10 protein-coding genes and 1 CRISPR repeat array are annotated in these 17,961 nt (G+C 69.0%); of the genes, 5 read left to right on the forward strand and 5 right to left on the reverse strand.

All coding sequences use genetic code 11. From position 1 onward, the window contains the following. Positions 1-136 precede the first annotated feature (136 nt). Together cas3 and E1300_RS20340 are read right to left on the reverse strand one after the other, a co-directional pair. Complete coding sequence (gene cas3, locus E1300_RS20330; RefSeq protein WP_306440664.1) at positions 137-3,142, reverse strand: CRISPR-associated helicase Cas3'; 3,006 nt, start codon at positions 3,140-3,142, stop codon at positions 137-139. Between the two features lie 61 nt (positions 3,143-3,203). Next, positions 3,204-6,225: direct repeats of the CRISPR family, unit length 28 nt; unit sequence GTCGGCCCCGCGCCCGCGGGGATGGTTC. 1,512 nt (positions 6,226-7,737) lie between these two features. Next, positions 7,738-8,088, reverse strand: a complete 351-nt coding sequence (locus tag E1300_RS20340) for a hypothetical protein (protein WP_131758614.1) — start codon at positions 8,086-8,088, stop codon at positions 7,738-7,740. A 355-nt stretch (positions 8,089-8,443) separates the two neighbouring features. Here E1300_RS20340 and E1300_RS20345 point away from each other — a divergent pair, with 355 nt between their 5' ends. The 3 genes from E1300_RS20345 (at position 8,444) to E1300_RS20355 (ending at position 10,992) form a co-directional block, all read left to right on the forward strand. Beyond that, entirely contained in the window at positions 8,444-8,980 is a 537-nt protein-coding gene (locus tag E1300_RS20345; RefSeq protein ID WP_131758615.1) for an RNA polymerase sigma factor, read from the forward strand. 236 nt (positions 8,981-9,216) lie between these two features. Next, positions 9,217-9,456, forward strand: coding sequence for a LuxR C-terminal-related transcriptional regulator (locus E1300_RS53715; protein ID WP_131758629.1), 240 nt, complete (start codon positions 9,217-9,219; stop codon positions 9,454-9,456). Positions 9,457-10,305: 849 nt separating this feature from the next. Then, entirely contained in the window at positions 10,306-10,992 is a 687-nt protein-coding gene (locus E1300_RS20355) for a hypothetical protein (protein ID WP_131758616.1), read from the forward strand. Positions 10,993-11,011: 19 nt separating this feature from the next. Here E1300_RS20355 and E1300_RS20360 read toward each other — a convergent pair whose 3' ends face one another. The 3 genes from E1300_RS20360 to gadC are packed head-to-tail and all read right to left on the reverse strand — an operon-like array spanning position 11,012 to position 14,280. Continuing rightward, a complete protein-coding gene (locus E1300_RS20360; protein ID WP_131758617.1) occupies positions 11,012-12,361 on the reverse strand; it encodes a dipeptidase in 1,350 nt (449 codons plus the stop codon). A 3-nt stretch (positions 12,362-12,364) separates the two neighbouring features. Beyond that, a complete protein-coding gene (locus tag E1300_RS20365) occupies positions 12,365-12,820 on the reverse strand; it encodes a hypothetical protein (RefSeq protein WP_131758618.1) in 456 nt (151 codons plus the stop codon). After that, positions 12,817-14,280 carry a glutamate/gamma-aminobutyrate antiporter GadC gene (gene gadC / locus E1300_RS20370; RefSeq protein WP_131758619.1) on the reverse strand — a complete coding sequence of 488 codons (1,464 nt, stop codon included), beginning with the start codon at positions 14,278-14,280 and terminating at the stop codon, positions 12,817-12,819. Before gadC ends, E1300_RS20365 begins: the two co-directional genes overlap by 4 nt. Before the next feature lie 335 nt (positions 14,281-14,615). Here gadC and E1300_RS20375 point away from each other — a divergent pair, with 335 nt between their 5' ends. Together E1300_RS20375 and E1300_RS20380 are read left to right on the forward strand one after the other, a co-directional pair. Beyond that, positions 14,616-15,449, forward strand: coding sequence for a class II glutamine amidotransferase (locus E1300_RS20375; RefSeq protein ID WP_207399862.1), 834 nt, complete (start codon positions 14,616-14,618; stop codon positions 15,447-15,449). A gap of 101 nt (positions 15,450-15,550) precedes the next feature. After that, positions 15,551-17,956 carry a phosphoketolase family protein gene (locus E1300_RS20380; protein WP_278045370.1) on the forward strand — a complete coding sequence of 802 codons (2,406 nt, stop codon included), beginning with the start codon at positions 15,551-15,553 and terminating at the stop codon, positions 17,954-17,956. Positions 17,957-17,961: the final 5 nt, after the last annotated feature.

Genomic DNA, 17,961 nt, shown 5'->3' on the forward strand with positions numbered 1-17,961 from the left:
CCGGACGCGGCCCTGCGCTGGACAACACAGGGCCCGTTGCCCCGCGCCTGGTGGGGATGGCTCCTGGTTTTGTGTGAGCTGCGCGTCGGCCCTGCTCCTGCGGGGAGCGGCGGGACGGCACTGCCGTCCCGCCCTTTCATCGGCGCGGCCCGTCGACTACCAACCCCAACAACCGGTCGTAGCGAAGTACGTAATCGCCAAGCCTGGCCGTATCGGATTCGTCCAGTGTCAGCGCGCGGCTGTAACGCAGCCAGGGATGATCGCGCCATCCGTCCAACGGCACTAGGCCGTCCTCGGCCGCCTCGGTCAACTTGGCGGGCAGGCGCACGGTCCCGCCAAGCACATCGTCAAGGACGTCTCGCGACGCCTCTCCGTTAGGCCCGAGCGCCTTCCCCGACAGCGCCCGGTAGCCCCGCTCGTCACGGCGCACCAGCACCACCTCAATGCTCCGGTCCCCATCGCGCACTACTGCTCGATGCTGCTCCTCCGACAGGTTGTCGCCAGGTCCCCCGCGATGGAGCCCTGCCAGAGTCGGCCGGGTGTGCTCTCCGGTCCGCGTGAGCAAGAACGGCTCAGCGCTCTCGGCACGGGCACGCTGCCGGGTTTCCCACTCAGCCCGCGCTCGCCGCTCGTCCTCAACCCAAGTGGACGGGACGACCTGACGATCGGCGTCATATGCCTTGGCAACCAACTGCGGAACCTGCCCGGGAACCGACCAGTGCTCACCCGCAGCAGCGCAGACCAGAGCCGCCGTGCGCAGCAAGAGATAGCGCCCATAGATGGCCTCGGCTGCGCCGGGGAACTCAGGTGGCGCGTCGTCTCGCGGAAAGAAGCCGGTGACGACCACCCGCGGTTCGGCGACCGCCTCCGGACGCTGGACACCGGCGTGGCGGTGGGTGCGGCCAATTCGCTGCAGCAACAGGTCCATCGGCGCCAAGTCCGTGACCAGCAGGTCGGCATCGACATCGAAGGACTGCTCGGCGAGCTGCGTCGCTACCAGGATCATCCGAGCAGGACGCCTCGGTCCCTCCGGCTGTGGCGGCCCGAGCAATCGCAAACACTTTTCAGTACGGTCGGCACGGTCGGCGGCGCTGAGGCGCCCATGCAGCAACTGCACCTCGTCGCCGAACTCGGCGCGAAGAGCCTCGAAAGTCATCTGTGCACGCGGCACGGTGTTGCGGATCACCAGGGCGCATCCGCCGTCAGCGAGGCGTTCCCGAAGAAGAGAGAGGACTTGCGCATCACCTGCCGTTAGCCTGTCCGAGTTGCTCGGAGTACCGCTGACCTGCTCAGCGAGGAGTTCAACCGCAACCTGCAGATCAGAACGCCAAGACCTGCAATGCTTTACGAGGTTGCCCACGGTTGATTCGTCGCTCCACACGGCCGTCACACTGGGATAGCCAGTGGGGTCGGGCACCATCGCGAACTCCGAGGCTTCCACTACCTCATGGTGTCCTGCACCAGCGAGATAGGCCGCTATCAAGTCGCGACGCTGCATTCGAGGCAAGGTCGCCGACAACAAGACGACAGGTACTCGTGCCTGCCCCAGCCAGCGCAGCCCCTCGGCCAGGAACTGTGACATGTAGACATCGGCGGCATGAACCTCGTCCAGGATCACGACCTTGCCGGCCAAACCTGCCATACGCAACATCACGTGTTTGGTGCGTGTGGCGGCGAAAAGCAGTTGGTCGATCGTGCCCACGACGAAGGGACTCAGCAGACCGCGCTTGGCCCCCAAGAACCATTCCGCCGGAGCCAGCCGTTCAGGTGCGGCCTCCGGACAGCACAGACTGTCCACGGTTCCGTAGGGGTCATCGAGGCCGAACTCGTCCTCACCTACTCCCGCGAACCGCTCATCTGAGCCCGGTCCGTCGTCCTTCAGCAGGTCCCGCCACTGCTTGTTGAACATCCGCTTGCCGTGCAACAAAGCCACCTGCGAGGCCAACGACGGCAAGATCGCCTCCACCCACGAGCGGACATTGGTGAACATCGGGTCACAGGTAGCCTGCGTCGGCATCCCGACGAACACCCCGTCCAACCCCCATCGGGAGGCCAGTACCTCAGCGGCTGCCAGCGCCGCCTTCGTCTTCCCTTCTCCCATGGGCGCTTCGACCACGATTAACCCGGGAGCATCCATCCGAGCCGCAACATCCATAACCATCGCTTGCGATGGCCGAGGATCTCTACCAAAACGCTCGCGAAAAGCGGCTTCACCCGGCTGCCTTAGTTCGCCCCACCCTCCACGCAAACCTAGGCGCTCCCACGCCAGCGCGGCGCGGTCCCGAGCACTATGGATGTCAACCCGTTGCAACGCATCGACACCCTTGAAGTGGTTCTGGTCACTGGCGATCCAGTCCGCCATGACCACGAAGCCACTTATCTGCAATTGCATCGCACGACTCGGCACACCGTTCGGTTCCACAGCCGCGACGCATCTGAACCCCAGCGCCCGCGTGAAGCTCTTAAGCAGATCCCGCTGAGCCGCCTTCCACTCTGGCCCCTTGCCACTGAGCTGCTCCCTTGCGCGAGAAGGTTCTTGCGCCTGACCGAGTGTCGGAAACAGGCCATGGTGTCCCGCGACTAGCGGCCACAACCACTCAACGCTCGTCTCTGACCAGCCCACGTCTGCAAGGAGTCGGCGGACCAAGAGGCCCCCGGCTCGATCATGACGCCAGGAGTACCGGGCGACTACACGCGGATCCCACGCCAGGCCAGCACCAAGTACGCGGGCAGCACCAGCCGCGTCCAAGTGCTGGAAAGCAGGAGTTGCTTTGCCGATGTCATGGATGCCGCACACCCAGGCGAACATCTGTCGGCCCCGGCCATCGCCCGCAGAGTCCTCCAACGCTCGACAGACGGATGGCGCCAAGTACTGATCCCAGATGAGTTCGGCTACCGCAGCAGTGTCCAGCAGATGTTGCAACAGCAGGTTGGCCTGCCCGCCAGCCTTTTCCGCGCTCTTACCCCACAACACCCCGAGCGGGCCCTGAGCGCTCGTCCCTGAGTCCTCAGTGTTCACAGGCGATGAAGGTAGTCGGACACACTGACAATCGAGCCTCCTCCCAGGTGAGGCATGATGTTCGGGAAAAGAGACATGCATCAACCAACGTGTGCGCGGACCGACCACCTCCTGAATGCTCATGATCGCCAAGCAACCGAATGAAAACCCGCACCTCGGCTGATAGCGTCGCAGGTCAGCAAGTGTCGGCCCCGCGCCCGCGGGGATGGTTCGCACGCCCGAGGTGGTCGAACCATTTCCAGCGGGGTCGGCCCCGCGCCCGCGGGGATGGTTCGAACGACCGCTTGCGCGTGCCGGCGAACTCGCGGTCGGCCCCGCGCCCGCGGGGATGGTTCAGACGTCCTCCACCAAGCCCAAGGACGTCGACGCGTCGGCCCCGCGCCCGCGGGGATGGTTCCCTCACCGGATCGGCAACGAACCTGGCGTTGGAGTCGGCCCCGCGCCCGCGGGGATGGTGCCAGCACCCGGGAGTAGTCCTTGGGGTAGGGGGAGTCGGCCCCGCGCCCGCGGGGATGGTTCCCAGTACGTCACCGTCAACGTGACGGACGCGGGGTCGGCCCCGCGCCCGCGGGGATGGTTCCAGCTCCGCGGCGAGCTGGACGACGCCCACGCCGTCGGCCCCGCGCCCGCGGGGATGGTTCTTCGTCTCCTCGGCGATCGCGGCGGGCTACTCCGTCGGCCCCGCGCCCGCGGGGATGGTTCCTGTCAGCGTTGCTGACCGGGACCTCCGACTTCGTCGGCCCCGCGCCCGCGGGGATGGTTCGGTGGCGCCGCTGTCGGACAGCGGCCACCACAAGTCGGCCCCGCGCCCGCGGGGATGGTTCGCCGTTTTGGCCGTCGTCCACGATCGCGATCCCGTCGGCCCCGCGCCCGCGGGGATGGTTCGGCGGGTGAGCACGTCACGATTCTCGCGCCTACGTCGGCCCCGCGCCCGCGGGGATGGTTCGTCTACCGGTTGTCGGCGCCGGGTCGTACGGTGTCGGCCCCGCGCCCGCGGGGATGGTTCCAGGTACCAGGCGGTGGACCCGAACGTCCCCGAGTCGGCCCCGCGCCCGCGGGGATGGTTCCGACGTCTTCCCGGGGAGCTATGCGGCCTTGGAGTCGGCCCCGCGCCCGCGGGGATGGTTCCCGAGGTCCGTGAGCAGGACGGCGAACAGGAGAGTCGGCCCCGCGCCCGCGGGGATGGTTCGTCGAAGCAGACCGAGGGCTGAAGCGAAACGCAGTCGGCCCCGCGCCCGCGGGGATGGTTCCCGAGGTCCGTGAGCAGGACGGCGAACAGGAGAGTCGGCCCCGCGCCCGCGGGGATGGTTCGTCGAAGCAGACCGAGGGCTGAAGCGAAACGCAGTCGGCCCCGCGCCCGCGGGGATGGTTCCCGAGGTCCGTGAGCAGGACGGCGAACAGGAGAGTCGGCCCCGCGCCCGCGGGGATGGTTCGTCGAAGCAGACCGAGGGCTGAAGCGAAACGCAGTCGGCCCCGCGCCCGCGGGGATGGTTCCTCGCCGCCCTTGTAGCGGGCGTTGCGGCACGCGTCGGCCCCGCGCCCGCGGGGATGGTTCAGCAGTCGCCCGCGTTCTCCGACGTCGTCACCGGGTCGGCCCCGCGCCCGCGGGGATGGTTCCGCGACCGCGTCCGCGGCGAAGACCACGATCCCGCCGGCCCCGCGCCCGCGGGGATGGTTCTCCGGACTGCCCCGCATGCAAGGCACCACACCCGTCGGCCCCGCGCCCTCGGGGATGGTTCGAACACCAAGGCCGCGGGCGTGCTCCGCACGATGTCGGCCCCGCGCCCGCGGGGATGGCTCCCGGCTCGTCTCGCTGGCCCGCTACACGCTCACGTCGGCCCCGCGCCCACGGGGATGGTTCGTCCGCGAAGCTTCGCGCCTGCTCCGGGACGCGGTCGGCCCCGCGCCCGCGGGGATGGTTCCCGGGCGACGTACGCGGAGTGGGCCCAACTGGTGTCGGCCCCGCGCCCGCGGGGATGGTTCTCCGACTCTCAGCGTGTCCGGTGGTGCCGCGTGGTCGGCCCCGCGCCCGCGGGGATGGTTCGGCCACCATCGCGGGCTTCACCATCGCCCTGACGTCGTCCCCGCGCCCGCGGGGATGGTTCCGGCAACCGCCGCAGCCCCGACCAGATCTGGGAGTCCGCCCCGCGCCCGCGGGGATGGTTCCAGGTCCTGGCGCAGTTCGAGGCCGCCGACTCCGTCGGCCCCGCGCCCGCGGGGATGGTTCCTGGTCGGAGTTCTTGATGACCAGGTCGGGGGTGTCGGCCCCGCGCCCGCGGGGATGGTTCTGCGAGCGTTACGGGAATCGTGTACATCCAATAGTCGGCCCCGCGCCCGCGGTGATGGTTCCTCCACGAGGGCGGGGCGGTTGGGGACGAGCTGGTCGGCCCCGCGCCCGCGGGGATGGTTCCTGCTTGAGCGTGGCTCGCGCGACCCACAGCACGTCGGCCCCGCGCCCGCAGGGATGGTTCCGCCTGGTCATCCTGGGCACCTCCTCTGGAGCATGTCGGCCCCGCGCCCGCGGGGATGGATTCCGGCACCGCGACCTGCGGTCCGGTGTGCACGTAGTCGGCCCCGCGCCCGCGGGGATGGTTCCCGGATTGGGCTCGTGCGCGGCCTGACCGGAGGGTCGGCCCCGCGCCCGCGGGGATGGTTCCCTGATCCGGGTGATCAACACGATCCGGGAGGAGTCGGCCCCGCGCCCGCGGGGATGGTTCTGGTGCCGAGCAGGGGATCACCGCCCTGGCCTTGTCGGCCCCGCGCCCGCGGGGATGGTTCGTCCCAGTCGCCGTCCACGACCAGGTCCATGCCGTCGGCCCCGCGCCCGCGGGGATGGTTCTCGACCCGGGCGGTGACCGGCCGGGCCTGCAACGTCGGCCCCGCGCCCGCGGGAATGGTTCCAGCGGGTCGGACTGGCCGCGGTTGCAGCCGGCGTCGGCCCCGCGCCCGCGGGGATGGTTCGGGCTTCTACTCCGGTGGCGCGGTCGGGCAGGCGTCGGCCCCGCGCCCGCGGGGATGGTTCGTCCAGGGTGTTGTAGAAGGGGAAAACGCCGTTGTCGGCCCCGCGCCCGCGGGGATGGTTCCGAGGCCCGCACGGCGTGGAGGAGCTCGTCCTCGTCGGCCCCGCGCCCGCGGGGATAGTTCGGGCGCGCGCCGCCGCCCGGTCCGAGGCGCACCGTCGACACCGCGCCCGCGAGGATGGCTCGTGGACGATCCGCCATTTCGAAGTCATATTTTCAGTCGACCCCAGGCAAGCAATGAGAGCTCTATTGACGATATATTAGATGCGTCGACCTCGCACACACGGGATGGTTTCAGCGCGCACGTCACATGACCGGGATGCTATATACCCACGGCTATGCGGTAGATGCCGCCGATCTGGGTGGTATTGGGCAACGTAAATTGGTCGTGGCCGCCCCTCGGACACAAACCCTCAGCACAAGTGGAGGCCGGGCCAACCCGCGCCTCCACTGTCTTTTTCTCGGGGCAGCACGTCACCACCAACCCGCTCCCGCGAAAAGATCGGCTTCGTCACGCGGAGAGCCGCGACCAGAGCCCGAGCAGAATCCTCCGCCTGACGGCTGGCTTCTTCGACGCGGCGCCCGGCGAGACCCTCTCAGCTTCGTAAGCAGAGCCAGCTATCAGGCGCTCCTCAAGCCCGACCTCAGGCTCTCCGCGAACGATCGTCAACCACGCCATGCAACCAGCCCATTCCGCAACCGCCCCCGCGGACGCGGTGCCGACAGGTCTCGGGCCAGGTCCGCGATCGCATGCGGGGAACCATCCCCGCGAGCGCGTGGCCGACCTGGTCGCGATCCTGCGGGCGCACATCGCCCGTGGACCATCCCCGCGGGCGCGGGGCCGACTTCCGGTGCGAGCGGTTGCCGGGCGAGAAGCCGGGACCATCCCCGCGGGCGCGGGGCCGACAGTTCGGCATAGGCACGCATCCCCATGTCCATTGGATCATCCCCGCGGGCGCGGGGCCGACCAACGACCAGTGCGCGACCGCCACGCTCCAGGCGGACCATCCCCGCGCGGGGATGGTTCTCCGTTCGCGGCGCTGACGTTTTGGGCTCGGCACGTCGGCCCCGCGCCCGCGGGGATGGTTCGCCATGGCGGCCGTCTCCCCCGCTGATGACGAGGTCGGCCCCGCGCCCGCGGGGATGGTTCCTCCGAGCGGCCAAGATTGCGGAGGCCCTTGTCGTAGGCCCCGCGCCTGCGGGGACGGCTCGTGGACGCTCCGCCATTGCAAAGTCATATTCTCAGTCGACCCCCAGGCGAGCAAGGAAAGCTTTATTGACGATATCTTCTTTGGAGATGCGTTGGCCTCGCGCACAGGTGATGGTTTCAGCGCGCACGTCGCATCACCGGGACGGCCATGCACCCATGGTGATGCGGTGGATGCCGCCGATCGGGGCGGTATTGGGCAACGTAAATTGGTCGCGACCACCCCTCGGACACATCATGACAATGTGGGACAGATAAGTCATCTGTCCCACATTTCTTTCCTCGGGCAAGGCGGACGGCATCCCGCCGCAAGCGGTGGCGAGGTGGGTTAGGAAGACTGATCCCTGGAGGCACCCTTCCTAACCGACCTGCAGGGGAGCCGCCACCTTCGGCCCAAGAGGTCCCCGGTTCACGGCTTGACCACGACCATCAGGACTCGCTCTCCTCCGATGTGTGGACCGCCGCCATCTCGGATTTGACCGCCATCATGGTTACCGGTTCCCGGGCCGAGCGGTCTCGTCGTTGATGGCGTGCGTGGTTTCCTCGACCACTGCCTGGATGATCCGGTCGCGTTGTTCCGTGCCGAATTCCTTGGGAACGCCGTCATCGCCGATTCCGATGCGGATGGTCCGGATGATGACCGAGGCAGTCGGCGGATCGTTGTGCTTCTTTTGTGACCACCTTGCCTCGATGACCTGACCGCATCGTCGGCAAAGACTCCTGAGCGGTGGCCATGGCCGGGGCCGGGTGCGCCGACGATGCTTCGAGCCCGCCGCCAGGGCGTGTAGAGGGGGGCGGGCGATCTCGTCGTCCGGGATGCCAGCGGCGTCGAGGGCAAGCACCGGGCGGTGCGCCCATCCCCTGACCTTGGCGATGTCACGGGACCGCCAGCTCCGCCTACTAACTCCTGAGGATCCGGGCCGGTGGCGGTCCGGCAGAGACACGAGTAGACCTCGAGAGGCGGAGCCGGATGGAACCGACGTGGCTCAGCGAGGCGGTGGTGCTCGGCTGCTCGGCGGCTGGCCTCACCGGGCTGTGGCTTCGGCTGCGGGCACACGTCCAGCTTGACCAGACACGGCAAAGGACGAGAACGGAGATGTTGCGTACGCTGCCGCCTGGGAGCCGGCTGAGCGACCATGGAGCGGACGGCTCATTGGTTCAGATCGACGTCGGCCCGACCCCAAGTGGAGAACGCGGATGAGTGATGCGGCACCCGAACGCGTAGCGACACGGGCAGCGCGCCCCCAACCGGGTGTCCAGGAGTTCAGCGCGCTGTACGAGAGCGAAATGGTTAAGCTTATGCGGTTCGTCCTGAAGCACGGGGCGTCGCCGACGGAAGCCGCCGATGCCGCGCAGTCGGCGTTCAGCTTGGCTTGGGAGTCATGGGACCGAATCCGCGAGCCGAAGGCGTGGCTCCGTACGGTTGCGGTTCGTGAGTACCTGCGCCGTCCCCCGGTCGAAGCACCGATCGACGCGGTGCCCGACCGAGCCGCGTTCCCGCTGCTCGACTCGGTGGAGCTCGGTGAGCAGGAACAGCGGGTCATGGACGCGCTGCACACTCTGCCGATGAAGCAGCGGCAAGTGATGGCCTGGCACTACGACGGGTTCTCAAACACCCAGATCGCGAAAGAGATGGGCATCAACGAGGACGCCGTGCGGCAGAACTTGCATAGGGCGAGGGAGCGACTGAAGGAATTGCTGCTCCGAACGGCTGGAAAGGCGGGCGACGAATGACCGGCCACCATGACGACACCACAATCGATCCCCTCGACATGCTGCTCCAGGTGGCCGACGTTCGCACCGAACAGGCTCTGCAGGAGTCGTTGGACCTGCACGCTGGCCTTGCTGCCATCACGGCACAGCGGAACGAGGGATCAGCGCTGGCTGCTCCCTCGCGCAGTGACGATACTGTCGGCAGTCTTGGCAGCGGTACGTTCACCAGTCCCGAGGACGCAGACACCCTCCTGGCCATCAAGCCAGCCACACTGGCCCTCGCGCCTAGAAGGGACGAGGAAAAGTTCGGCCTGACTGAAGATGAGATCAGGCTCCTCGCACAAATCGCCGCCGGCGTGACCGTGAACGTCGCCGCGCGCAAGTTGGAGTTGAGCGCCCGGACACTCCGCAGGCGACTCCGAGCGATTTGTGATCGCCTGGAGGTCAACACCCCCATCGAAGCAGTGATCTGGGCCGCACGAAGGCAACTGATCTGACGGACGACGCTTCCCCGGCCCGCGCGCTGGCCATTCCGATGCGGACCGGGTACGTGTTCAGCATCAGTAGCGGCGGCGGGGCCCGGCCCGCCTGAGGCGGAGCCGGACAGCGGCCCAAACCGCCTCTCAGTCGGATCGCTGATGTGGTGGGGATGCCCTCAGCCAAGTCCGGGTCTACACAGGCCAGGCCCACTGGTCGAAGTCGTGGATCACTCCAGTACGTGAATTCAACCAGCGGCTGACCGAGTCGGGCATTGCTAACTCTTTGGAGTTAGCAAGCTCCAGAGACTACGGGGTAGCGTTAACGTAGGGCTCGTACGCGCGAGAGCGCGTACGAGCCCGAATGATCGCGACACAGCACGTCACACGGCTAGTCACCCACCGTAATGCGGTGAACGTCGCCGATTGGGGTAGTCGTGGGCATGTGGAATTGGTTGTGATCACCCCTCGGACACAAACCCGCAGTACACGTGGAGGCCGGGATCACCCGAGCCTCCACGATTCTTTTCCGGGGCAGTACATCACCACCAACCCGAGTCTGTGCTGTGCGTTGTCGAGCGCGGTGAAGCCGGCTAGGCGTAGTAGCTCGGCGGTGGTGGTGTGGAGGCGTTTGTCGGTGGTGTCGTTGTAGGTCCTCCGCCATATGGCGCAGCCGGGCTCTGATGGCGTCCAGGTCGTCGACGATCTGGGCTGGGCCCGGTGGCCGGTCGAGTTGTTGATCGACCGTGAGAAGACACGGTTCCGGTGGGTTCACTCGTCGCGGGTGATCTCGTGCTGGTGCTTGTTCGCGCACCCTGCACTGGACGCCGAGGCGGAGGTAACGGGAAGATGCGACGTAGATTCGTTGCGGTGTTCGCCGCCGGGGCCTTCGTGACGGCCTTGGCGACCGGGTGTGGCGGTGACGGCGGCGGGACGTCAAGTGAATCGCCGGCTCAGACCAGAAGCGTCGATCAGTCTCCTAGCCGCGCCGCCGGCGTCCTTCCCGAGCGCAGTACCGCTCCGCAGGAACGCGACACCCCGGCGGATACCGTGACCGCGGCCCCTACAGAGGCTCAGGGTGCCTCTTCGGATGGCAGCGGTGCCTCTTCGCTTGTGGGGCTTTGGATCGCCCTCGCCGCTTCGCTTGTCGTCCTTGTGGCCTGGCTGGTTTATGTCATGCGGAAGCGTTCAGAAGGCGAGCAGGATTGGAACGCGAAGGCGGTCCGGGTGTGGGCGCAGGGCGCCAATCTGCGCGATGCCATTCGTACGGTCGAGTTGCTCACTCCCGGCGCGGAGGTCAGTGTCCGGTGGGGTGACATCCAGCGTCTCGCCGACGATATGAACAAGGCGCTTCACGTGCTGCGGGAGACCGCCATAACGGAGGACGAGCATCTTCGTGCCGACGATGCGCTCGCGGCGCTCGACGCCGTCCGCATGACCATGGCGACAGAGCGGTCCCTGGACGGGGTGGATGCCGCGCGGAGTAGGAGCATGCAGGCCAACCTGCAGACTCTCGACTACACCCTCGGAGCGCTGCGCGCCCGGGCGACCGTTTGACTGCGGTGCGGTTAAAGCGTCAGTTCGGACGGGTGGTCGCGTACTTCTGGAGGAAAAGGGCCTCCGCCAGGGCCATGGAGGCGATCTCGTTCGGGTCCACGCTCTCGTTGGGCGCGTGGATCATGGTGAGGGGCTCCTCCACGCCCATCAGGATGATCTCCGCGTCCGGGTAGGTGTCGGCGAACACGGTGCACAGCGGGATCGATCCGCCCTGTCCCAGGACGGCCATCGGTGCTCCGTAGGCCTCCTGCATGGCGGCGGCGATCGCGCCGTAGGCGGGTCCGTTCACGCCGGCGCGGAAGGGTTCGCCCGCCGCCTCCAGCTCGACCTCGACGCGGACGCCCCAGGGGGCGGCGGCGTGGAGGTGGTCGACCAGGGCGCTGTACGCCTTGTCCGAGGCCGTGCCCGGGGGGATGCGAAGGTTGAGGCGGGCTGCGGCTTTGGGCGCGATGGCCGCGGCCGAGCCCAGGACCGGCGGGCAGTCGATGCCGAGGATGGTGGCGCAGGGGCGCGCCCAGAGCATGTCCGAGACGCTGCCCTGGCCGGTGAGCCCGGCGCCGTCCAGCACTCCGGCGTCCTTGCGGAACCGCTCGGCGGGGTAGGGCTCGCCCGTCCAGTCCTGGGTGTGGTCCAGCCCGGCGACGGTGGTCTCGCCGTCGGCGTCGCGCAGGGTCGCCAGCATCGCGACCAGGGCGGCGAGCGCGTCCGGCGCGGGGCCGCCGAACATGCCCGAGTGGACCTCCGAGGCGAGCGCCTCGACCCTGACCACGACATTGACCATGCCGCGCAGGCTGACGGTGACGGCGGGCCGGCCCACGGCGCCGCCGCCGGTGTCGCTGACCAGGATCGCGTCGGCCCTCAGCAGCTCGGCGTGCTCCGGGACGAACGCCTCCAGCCCGCCGGTGCCCTGCTCCTCGGAGCCCTCGACGACGAGCTTGAGGTTGACCGGGATCCGCTCGCCGAGGGCCCGCAGCGCGATGAGATGCATGAGGATGTTGCCCTTGCAGTCCGCGGCGCCGCGGCCGTACCAGCGGCCGTCCACCTCGGTGAGCTCGAACGGCGGGGTGCGCCAGGCCGCCTCGTCCAGCGGCGGCTGGACGTCGTAGTGGGCGTACAGCAGGACGGTCGGCGCGCCGGGGTCCGCGCAGGGCCGGTGGCCGACGACGGCGTCGCTGCCGTCCATCGTCGGGACCAGGCGCGCGTCGGTGAAGCCGAGCGCGGCGAACCGGCCCGCCACCCACCGGGCGGCGGCCTCGCACTCCTCGGGCGGGTACTGACGGGGGTCGGCCACCGACCTGAGGCCGACGAGCTCGGTGAGTTCCGCGCGCGCCCGCGGCATGAGGCTCTGGATGTGGGTGGGCAGGTCCATGGCTCAGTCCTCCGCCACGTCGTCCAGGTCGAGCCGGTCGGCCAGCTTCTGGACGGTGGGCAGCTCGTCCGGGCAGTAGATCTTGAGGATCAGCAGCTCGCCCTTGAGGACGTCCTCGTCCGCGATCACCGGGCGGGTGCCGGGGCCGCCGGCGCCGTTGGCCAGCTGGGACAGCAGCACGGCCTTGGTCAGGGACGCGCCCGGGTCGGCGCAGACCGCGCCGCCGTCGTCGCCGAGCACGCCGACGATCTGGTCGCGCGACGGCGTCCGCGCTCCCGCCCGCTGGAGCGCGGCGATGAGCTGGTCGGCCTTCTCCTCGGCGGCGCGGTTCTCCTTGGCGGCGTCGAAGGCGAGCAGGCCCGCGACCATGAGCGCGGCGACCGCGACCGCGATGACGGTGTAGAGGATCCAGCGTCCGCGCCGCTCGGCGTCCGGCGGGGTGCCGGCCGGCTCCGTCATGACGGGCTCACCTCCGGCTCGGGTTGCTTCCAGGACGGTTTGCGCAGCCTGTAGAACAGGTAGGGGACCAGCAGGCCGAGGCCGAGGGCGCCGCCCGCGACGAACAGGATGTACAGGCCGGCGTTGCCGGACTCGAACTGCGACGGCGGGACGAACCCGACGAGCAGCGCCGCCAGCGAGGCGGCGAACCCGATGCCGCAGAGGCCGGCGAGCATCGGCGCCCGGTAGCCGCGCGGGTGGTCGGGGTCGTTGCGGCGCAGCCGGACGGCCGCGACGAACAGCAGCAGGTACATGATCAGGTAGACCTGCGTGGTGATCACCGAGAAGATCCAGTAGGCGCTGGAGACGTCGGGGACGAACGCGTACAGCAGCGCGATCACCGTGGTGATCAGGCCCTGCACGACCAGGATGTTCTGCTGGACGCCGTTCTTGTTGAGGCGCTGGAGGAACGGCGGGAGGTAGCCCTCCTGCCGCGAGATGAGCAGCAGTCCCCGCGACGGGCCGGCCAGCCAGGTCAGCATGCCGCCGAGCGACGCGGTGACGAGCATGATGCCGACGACCGGGGTCAGCCACTGCGAGCCGAACTCGGCGAAGACGGCGTCGAAGGCCTGCATCACGCCGGCGGTCAGCGAGAGCTGCTCGCTCGGCACGACCCAGCTGATGGCCAGCGCGGGCAGGATGAAGATGAGCAGGACCAGGCCCATGGCCAGGAACATCGCCCGCGGGAACTCCTTGGCCGGCCTGCGCAGGAGGGACACGTGCACCGCGTTCATCTCCATGCCGGAGTAGGACAGGAAGTTGTTGACGATCAGCACCAGGCTCGCCAGGCCGGTCCACGCGGGCAGGAGGTGGTCGGACGTCATCGGCGCGGCCGAGGAGTTGCCCTGGCCGAGGAAGACCAGGCCGAGGGTGATCAGGACGGCGCCGGGGATGAGGGTGCCGAGGACGAGTCCGGCGCTGGCGAGCCCGGCGACGCCCTTGGTGCCGCGCGAGGAGATCCAGACGCCGGACCAGTAGCAGATCATGATGACCGCGGCCGTCCACACGCCGCTGGAGGCGAGGTCGGGGTTGAAGACGTAGGCCAGGGTGCTCGCCACATAGCCCAGCAGGCTCGGGTAGTAGAAGATCGTCATGGCGAACTGGCACCAGACGGCCAGGAAGCCCATCGGCTTGGAGATGCCGAGGCTCACCCAGTTGTAGACGCCGCCCTCCCAGCCGGAGGCCAGCTCCGCCGACACCAGCGACGTCGGCAGCAGGAAGACCAGCGCCGGCACGACGTACAGGAAGACGCACGCCAGGCCGTAGACGGCCATGGTCGGGGACGGGCGCAGGCTCGCCACCGAACTCGTCGTCATCAGGGCCAGTGCGGTCCAGGAGATCCACGCCCCCGCCCTGGGACGGGCCTCGGCCGCGGTTCCGGCCGTCGAACGGGTCCCTCCGGTCGCGTCCGCGGTGCTCATGACGGCCCACCGTCCTGAAGCCGGACACCGCCGAGATATCGCATGTGTTCGCCTGGCCCGCCGCGAGCACGCATCGCCGCCGCTCCCTCCGCCGGATCGACCCGGTCGTGATGCCGAGTCTGCGAGGAGAAAGGCGGTCGAGGACCATCCGTTTCGGGTGACTGCACGGATCCCGCTCGACGCCCGAAATCCCGCCGAGCGGGGGTCCGGCCATCCTCCCTAACGGGTGATGACCACGGCCTCCGGCGGCGTTTGGCTGATCCCACGGATCCCGCCGGTACGCCGCGCGCACCGCTCGAAGGCGATGCCGCGGACAGAGCGAACCGAGGAATCGCATGTGCAGATGGATGGCCTATTCCGGCGACCCCATCGCCGCCGAGGACCTGCTGTTCCGGCCCGTCCACTCCATCATCGACCAGAGCCTGCATTCGCGTCTGGGAGCCACGACCACCAACGGTGACGGCTTCGGAGTCGGCTGGTACGGCCGGGGAACGACGCCCGCGCTCTTCAAGAGCACCGACCCCGCTTGGAGCGACCGGAATCTGCGCGAGGTCGCCGCGCAGATCGACACACCGCTCCTGTTCGCCCACGTTCGCACCTCGACGGGCACTCCCGTCCAGCGCAGCAACTGCCATCCGTTCCGGTACGGCCGCTGGCTCTGGATGCACAACGGGGCCGTGACCGGGTTCCACGAACTGAAGCGCGACCTGATGATGGCGGTGGACGCCGCGCTGTATCCCGGCATCGAGGGCTCCACCGACTCCGAGGCCCTGTTCTTCCTGGCCCTCACCTTCGGGCTGGCCGAGGATCCCCCGGCGGGCGTCGCCCGCGCGGTCGGGCTCGTCGAGCGGCTCGCGCGGCGCCGCCGCATCACCGCGCCGGTGCGGATGACCGTGGCCACCACCGACGGCGAGACGATCTGGATCTTCCGCTACTCCACCGCCGGGGAGAGCGGATCCCTCTTCTGCTCCACCGAGATGTCGCAGGTGCGCCGGCTCTACCCCGACCTGGAGGTGCTGCGGCGGCTGGGGACCGAAGCGCGCCTCATCGTCTCCGAACCGCTCCGCGATCTCCCCGGCGTCTGGACCGAGGTCCCCGAACGCTCGTACGGAGTCGTGCATGCGGGCAAGCACGAGATCCACCCTTTCAACCCGCTGCCGAGCGCATGAATTCACATGTCGGCCAACGTGGCGGGTTCGCCGAACATCAGTGAGGAGTGAGCCGGACAATGGCGGCTTCATACGGATTCGACGCCAGTATTTCCAGTGCCGTGGAAAGGCGTGGAAGCGGTCCAGCGACCGGCGCGCATGGGGCGCCCGCCGGGCCGCTTTCCGACGACGTGCTGGATCGGATGCGGCGCTACTGGGCGGCGGCCAACTACCTGACGATCGCGCAGATCTACCTGCTGGACAACCCCCTGCTGCGCGAGCCGCTGCGCCGCGAGCACATCAAGCCGCGGCTGCTCGGCCACTGGGGGACGTCCCCCGGCCTCAACCTCGTCTACGTGCACCTGAACCGGCTGATCAACGAGCGGGACGCCAGCGCGATCTACCTGGCCGGGCCGGGCCACGGGGGCCCGGCCCTGGTCGCCCAGGCCTATCTGGAGGGCACCTACTCGCAGGTGTATCCCGCGGTCTCCCAGGATCTCGAAGGGCTCCGGCTGCTGTGCCGCCGCTTCTCGACGCCCGGCGGCATCCCGAGCCACGTCAGCGTGCAGACCCCCGGGTCGATCCACGAGGGCGGCGAGCTCGGCTACGTGCTCTCCCACGCGTTCGGGGCGGCCTTCGACAACCCGGACCTGCTCGTGGTCGCCGTCGTGGGCGACGGGGAGGCCGAGTCGGGGCCGCTGGCCGGAGCCTGGAAGGGCACCGCGTTCCTGAACCCGGTCCGCGACGGGGCCGTGCTGCCCGTCCTGCACCTGAACGGCTACAAGATCAGCGGTCCGACGGTCCTCGGCCGCGACGACGACGAGGACGTCCGGGCGCTCCTGCAGGGCAACGGCTACGACGTCCACTTCGTGGAGGGCGACGACCCCGCCCTCGTCCACCAGGCGTTCGCCGCGACGCTCGACCGCTGCCACGACCGCATCCGCGCGATCCAGACCGAGGCGCGCCGGGACGGGTTCACCGGACGTCCGCGCTGGCCCGCCATCGTCCTGCGCACACCGAAGGGCTGGACGGGCCCACGGGTCCTGGACGGCCGCCCGGTCGAGGGCACCTTCCGCGCCCACCAGGTTCCGCTGGCACACCCGCGCACCGACCCCGCCGAGTTCCGCATGCTGGAGGAATGGCTGCGCGGCTACCGGCCGGACGAGCTGTTCGACGCCGATGGCCGGCTCGTCCCCGAACTCGCCGGACTCGCGCCGCGCGCCGAGCGGCGCATGAGCGCCAACCCGCACGCCAACGGCGGCGAAATCATGGTCGACCTGGACATCCCCGACTTCCGCGACTACGCGCTGGAGGTCAAGCGGCCGGCCACCGAACGGCAGGAGTCGACCCGCAGGCTCGGCCACATGCTCCGCGACATCTACGTCCGCAACGCCGCGGCGGGCAACTTCCGCCTGTTCTGCCCGGACGAGACGAACTCCAACCGGCTGGGCAACGTCTTCGAGGTCGAGAACCGCTGCTTCGTCGGCCCCACCCTCGACATCGACGACCACCTGGCGCCGGACGGCCGTGTGATGGAGGTGCTCAGCGAGCACCTGTGCGAAGGGTGGCTGGAGGGCTACCTGCTGACCGGCCGGCACGGGCTGTTCGCCACCTACGAGGCGTTCGCAATGGTGTCCGCCTCGATGACCGTCCAGCACGCCAAATGGCTCCAGGAGGCCCGGAACCTCCCCTGGCGGGAACCGGTCGCGTCCCTCAACATCCTGCTCACCTCGACCTGCTGGCGCAACGACCACAACGGGTTCAGCCACCAGGGCCCCGGCCTGATCGACGTCGTGCTGTCCAAGCGCGGCACCGTCGCCCGCATCTACATGCCGCCCGACGCCAACTGCCTGCTGTCGGTCGCCGACCACTGCCTGCGCAGCCGCGACCTGGTCAACCTCATCGTCATCGACAAGCAGCCGCAGCTCCAGTACTTCGACCTGGACCACGCCGTCGAGCACTGCCGCCGCGGCGCCTCGATCCTGCACCGCGTCGGCAGCGACGACGGCGGCGAACCCGACGTGGTCCTGGCCGCGGCCGGCGACATCCCGATGCTGGAGACCGTCGCGGCCGCGTCATGGCTGCGGCAGCACGTCCCCGACCTGCGCGTGCGCGTCGTCAACGTCGTCGACCTCATGCGTCTGTTCCCGCCCGCCCACCACCCGCACGGCATGACGAGCGAGGAGTTCGTCGAGCTGTTCACCGCCGACAGACCGGTCGTCTTCGCCTTCCACGGCTACCAGCGGGCGATCCACGAGATCGTCCACGGGCACCCCGACGTCGGCCGCGTCCACGTCCGCGGCTACAACGAGCAGGGCACCACCACGACCCCGTTCCAGATGTGCGTGCTCAACGAGATGAGCCGCTTCCACCTGGCCGCCGAGGCGATCCGCCGCGTGCCCCGGCTCGCCGAGCGCGCGGCGGAGCTCACCGCCGCGTGCGAGGAGCAGATCACCGCCTCGGTGACGTACGCGCACGAGCACCTGGAGGACCCGCCCGAGATCCGCGACTGGACCTGGCCCGAGTGAGCGTC

The sequence above is a fragment of the Actinomadura fibrosa genome (genome assembly GCF_900659615.1).
GTDB classification, from domain to species: Bacteria; Actinomycetota; Actinomycetes; order Streptosporangiales; family Streptosporangiaceae; genus Spirillospora; species Spirillospora fibrosa.